This is a genomic window from Aeromicrobium sp. PFPM2_SD2 (assembly GCF_057364525.1).
The window spans coordinates 1-4891 of record NZ_JBNFNZ010000166.1; the positions used below are offsets into that span (position 1 = coordinate 1).

Below are 4891 nucleotides of genomic sequence, written 5' to 3' on the forward strand. Positions count from 1 at the left end.
CGTCCTGCGGCGCCTGACCGTTTCGTCGCGCCCGGCCGACCGCTCGTCGCAGCCGCCCGACCGCCGGGCGAACGCGACCGCGGCCTTGGCCGCAACGCCGCGCGTGTGACCTGGCACACACCGTTGCGCGTCCCTACCGTCGGCTCAGCACCCGTCCTCCGACCAGAAAGGGGTGTGCTGTGGCCGAGAAGATCTCGCCAGCGGTCCACGCCGAGTACGAACGCATCCACGCCTCGGCCGACTTCCACCGGCTGCGCTCCGCCTACCGGCGGTTCGTCCTGCCCACCACCGTCGCCTTCATGGTCTGGTACCTGGCCTACGTCCTGGCCTCGAACTGGGCGCCCGACCTCATGGGCACGAAGGTCGTGGGCAACATCAACGTGGCTCTCGTCTGGGGCCTGCTGCAGTTCGTGACGACCTTCGGCATCGCCTGGGCGTACGCGAGCTACTCGGCCACGAACATGGACCCCATCGCCGACGACCTGCGCGGCCAGTTCGAGCGTGAGGTGGAGCGATGACCACCCGGGACGTCCTGCTCGCCGCCAGCGAGAGCGGCGACCACCAGGCCCTGACCGCGACCCTGTTCGTGCTCGTGGTGCTGCTGACCGTCGGCATCACCTTCTGGGCCAGCCGCAACACCAAGACCGCGGCCGACTACTACGCCGGCGGACGCTCGTTCAGCGGCGTCCAGAACGGCTTCGCCATCGGCGGCGACTACATGTCGGCCGCCTCGTTCCTGGGCATCTCCGGCGCCATCGCGCTGTCGGGCTACGACGGCTTCCTGTACTCGATCGGCTTCCTCGTGGCGTGGCTCGTGGCCCTGCTGCTGGTCGCCGAGCTGCTGCGCAACTCCGGCCGCTTCACGATGGCCGACCAGCTCGCCTACCGGATGGAGCAGCGCCCCATCCGCACCGCGGCCGCCACGTCGACGATCGTCGTGTCGATCTTCTACCTGCTCGCCCAGATGGTCGGCGCCGGCGCGCTCGTCGCGCTGCTGCTCGGCGTCGACAGCGACGCGGCCAAGAACCTCACCATCGTCGCGGTCGGCATCCTCATGATCTTCTACGTCGTCTTCGGCGGCATGAAGGGCACCACCTGGGTGCAGATCGTCAAGGCCGTCCTGCTCATGTTCGGCACGCTGCTCATCTCGATCCTCGTGCTGGCCAAGTTCGGCTTCAACCTCTCGGACCTGCTGGGCACCGCGGCCGACAACAGCGGCCAGGGCAAGGCGTTCCTCGAGCCGGGCCTCAAGTACGGCGCGACGACGACGAGCAAGATCGACTTCGTCTCGCTCGGCATCGCCCTCGTCCTGGGCACCGCCGGCCTGCCGCACATCCTCGTGCGCTTCTACACCGTCCCGACCGCCAAGCAGGCCCGCCAGTCGGTGCTCTGGGCGATCGGCATCATCGGCACGTTCTACCTGCTGACGCTGGTCCTGGGCTTCGGCGCCGCGGCGCTGGTCAAGGGCGACGCGAAGGACCGCATCGTCGAGTCCGGCGGCAACCTGGCCTCGCCGCTGCTGGCCGAGGCGGTGGGCGGCGGAGCCGGCACGACCGGCGGCGCCATCCTGCTGGCCCTGATCTCGGCGGTCGCGTTCGCGACCATCCTCGCCGTGGTCGCCGGCCTCACCCTGACGTCCGCCTCGTCGGTGGCGCACGACCTGTACGCCAACGTCTGGAAGAAGGGCGAGGTCACCGGCAAGGACGAGGTCAAGGTCGCCCGCATCGCCGCGTTCGTCATCGGCGGCGTCGCGATCCTGCTGGCCATCCCCGGCCAGAGCCTCAACGTCGCCTTCCTGGTGGCGCTGGCCTTCGCGGTCGCGGCCTCGGCCAACCTGCCGGCCCTGCTCTACAACCTGTTCTGGAAGCGGTTCAACACCCGCGGCGCCGTGTGGAGCATCTACGGCGGCCTCATCTCGGCCGTCGGCCTGGTGATCTTCTCGCCGGTCGTCTCGGGCAAGGGCCTGGACGCCAACGGCAAGAACCTGTCGCTGCTGCCCGAGAGCATCGACATCAGCTGGTTCCCGCTGGAGAACCCGGCATCGTGTCGATCCCGCTCGGCTTCTTCCTGGGCTGGCTGGGCACGGTCACGACCAAGAGCCGCGTCTCGGAGGAGCGCTTCCCCGAGCTCGAGGTCCGGTCCCTGACCGGCGCCGGCGCCGAGAAGTAGTCCGTCCGACCCCGTGTGTGTGGTGCGCCACAATGGGTGGCGCACCACACACCCCTTCCGAAGGAGCCACCGTGAGCGCTGAAGGCCTCAGCAACCTCCTGCACGAGAACCGCCGCTTCGAGCCGCCGGCCGAGCTGGCGCAGCACGCGAACCTGACCGCCGAGGCGTACGACCGCGCCGCCGAGGACCGGCTCGGGTTCTGGACCGAGCAGGCCGGCCGCCTGGACTGGGAGACCCCGTTCGAGGAGGTGCTCGACTGGTCGAACCCGCCGTTCGCGAAGTGGTTCGTCGGCGGACGCCTCAACGCCGCGTACAACTGCGTCGACCGCCACGTCGAGGCCGGCCACGGCGACAAGGTCGCCCTCCACTGGGTCGGCGAGCCGGCGGACGACACCCGCACGATCACCTACCGCGACCTGCAGGACGAGGTCAGCCGCGCCGCCAACGCGCTGACCGACCTGGGCGTCGCGGCCGGCGACCGGGTCGCCATCTACATGCCGATGATCCCCGAGGCCGTCGTCGCGATGCTCGCGTGCGCCCGCCTCGGCGCCCCGCACACGGTCGTCTTCGGCGGGTTCTCGGCCGACGCCCTGGCCAGCCGGGTCGAGGACTGCCAGGCCAAGGTCGTCATCACCGCCGACGGCGGCTACCGCCGCGGTGCCCCGAGCGCCCTCAAGCCCGCCGTCGACGAGGCGGTCTCCCGCACGTCCGTCGTCGAGCACGTGCTGGTGGTGCGCCGCACCGGCCAGGACGTCGACTGGTCCGAGGGCCGCGACGTGTGGTGGCACGACGTCGTCGCGTCCGCCTCGCCCGAGCACACGCCGGAGGCGTTCGACAGCGAGCACCCGCTCTACGTCATGTACACGTCGGGCACCACGGGCAAGCCCAAGGGCATCCTGCACACCACCGGCGGCTACCTCGTGCAGTCGGCGTACTCGTTCTGGGGCGTCTTCGACCTCAAGGACGACGACGTCTACTGGTGCACCGCCGACATCGGCTGGGTCACCGGCCACAGCTACATCGTCTACGGCCCGCTGGCCTGCGGCGCGACGCAGGTGATGTACGAGGGCACGCCCGACACGCCGCACAAGGGCCGCTGGTGGGAGATCATCCAGCAGCACGGGGTGACGAAGTTCTACACGGCGCCCACCGCCATCCGCACGTGCATGAAGTGGGGCGAGCAGATCCCGGCCGAGTACGACCTGTCGAGCCTGCGCGTCCTGGGCTCGGTCGGCGAGTCGATCAACCCCGAGGCGTACGTCTGGTACCGCGAGAACATCGGCGGCGGACGCACCCCGATCGTCGACACCTGGTGGCAGACCGAGACCGGCGCGCACATGATCACCCCGCTGCCCGGCGTCACCGCGGCCAAGCCGGGCTCGGCCATGCGCGCCATCCCGGGCATCAGCGCCGAGGTCGTGGACGACGCGGGCCAGCCGGTCGGCAACGGCGAGGGCGGCTACCTGGTGCTGACCGAGCCGTGGCCGTCCATGCTGCGCACGATCTGGGGCGACGACCAGCGCTTCCAGGACACCTACTGGTCGCGCTTCCCCGGCTTCTACTTCGCCGGCGACGGGGCCAAGAAGGACGAGGACGGCGACATCTGGCTGCTCGGCCGCGTCGACGACGTCATGAACGTCTCGGGCCACCGCCTGTCGACGACCGAGATCGAGTCCGCGCTCGTCTCGCACCCGAAGGTCGCCGAGGCGGCCGTCGTGGGCGCGGCCGACGAGACCACCGGCCAGGCGGTCGTCGCGTTCGTCATCCTGCGCGAGTCGGCGCTCGTCGACGGCCAGGAGGCCGACGACAGCGTCATCGCCGACCTGCGCAACCACGTCGCCAAGGAGATCGGCCCGATCGCCAAGCCGCGCCAGATCCTGGTCGTGGCCGAGCTGCCCAAGACGCGCTCGGGCAAGATCATGCGCCGGCTGCTGCGCGACGTCGCCGAGAACCGCGAGGTCGGGGACGCCACGACGCTGGCCGACAGCTCGGTGATGTCGCTCATCTCCGAGGGCATGAAGTCGGCCAAGAGCGACGACTGAGCCGTACGCCGTCCCGTCCGGGGGCGGGTCCGACCACCGGTGCCACGCCGGTCGCGTCGGCCGCCCCCGGCCGCGTCCGGACGCCCTGCGGGGTCGGCCTGCGCTGTGTAGGCTCGCGGCCATGAGCGTGACCGAGCAGCAGCCGCAGCCCACGGACGAGCCCACGATCGGGCGTCTGGTCGCCGACGCCAGCCGCGACATCTCGAGCCTGGTGCAGGCCGAGATCCAGCTGGCCAAGAGCGAGCTGCGGGTCAGTGCCAAGGCCGCCGGCCTCGGCACCGGTCTGCTCGCCGCCAGCGCCTTCCTCGGCCTGCTCATCATCGTGCTCGGCTCGATCGCCGCCGCGTACTTCCTCACCATGACCGGGCTCCACCCGGCCTGGTGCTTCCTCATCGTGACCGGCTTCTACCTGGTGCTCATGCTCCTGCTGGTCTTCGTCGGCATCCGCAAGCTCAAGAAGATCAAGGCGCCGGAGAAGACCATCGCCACGGCCAAGGAGATCCCGGCCGCGCTCAAGGGCCAGACCCGCACGCGCTAGTCAGACCCGGCGGCGCAGCACGACGCCGACCACCAGGGCGCCAGCCGGCCCCGGCCCACCACGAGCAGCCAGTCCGTCGAACGACGACGTCGCCCGGGCCACCGAGCGCGTCCCTGCACAGCCCGGGCCAGCGGCTCGGTGC

Annotated in this window: 4 protein-coding genes; all 4 read left to right on the forward strand. The window is 70.6% G+C overall.

The features are described 5' to 3' along the window. The first annotated feature begins 179 nt into the window (after positions 1–179). The 4 genes from AC2W7G_RS09080 to AC2W7G_RS09095 all read left to right on the forward strand — a co-directional run bounded on the left by AC2W7G_RS09080 (position 180) and on the right by AC2W7G_RS09095 (position 4749). Positions 180–518 (forward strand): DUF485 domain-containing protein, encoded by a 339-nt coding sequence (locus tag AC2W7G_RS09080; RefSeq protein WP_485868150.1) that lies wholly within the window; start codon positions 180–182, stop codon positions 516–518. Next, positions 515–2146 (forward strand): solute symporter family protein, encoded by a 1632-nt coding sequence (locus tag AC2W7G_RS09085; RefSeq protein WP_485868151.1) that lies wholly within the window; start codon positions 515–517, stop codon positions 2144–2146. Before AC2W7G_RS09080 ends, AC2W7G_RS09085 begins: the two co-directional genes overlap by 4 nt. A 55-nt stretch (positions 2147–2201) precedes the next feature. Further along, positions 2202–4211 carry an acetate--CoA ligase gene (gene acs, locus AC2W7G_RS09090; RefSeq protein ID WP_485868152.1) on the forward strand — a complete coding sequence of 670 codons (2010 nt, stop codon included), beginning with the start codon at positions 2202–2204 and terminating at the stop codon, positions 4209–4211. 121 nt (positions 4212–4332) lie between these two features. Further along, entirely contained in the window at positions 4333–4749 is a 417-nt protein-coding gene (locus tag AC2W7G_RS09095) for a phage holin family protein (RefSeq protein ID WP_485868153.1), read from the forward strand. The last annotated feature ends 142 nt before the right edge of the window (positions 4750–4891 follow it).

Bases quoted from the DNA above. Each gene is read 5' to 3' on its own strand.
- AC2W7G_RS09085 (WP_485868151.1), top strand. From the start codon at position 515: ATGACCACCCGGGACGTCCTGCTCGCCGCCAGCGAGAGCGGCGACCAC.
- AC2W7G_RS09095 (WP_485868153.1), top strand. From the start codon at position 4,333: ATGAGCGTGACCGAGCAGCAGCCGCAGCCCACGGACGAGCCCACGATC.
- acs (WP_485868152.1), top strand. From the start codon at position 2,202: ATGGGTGGCGCACCACACACCCCTTCCGAAGGAGCCACCGTGAGCGCT.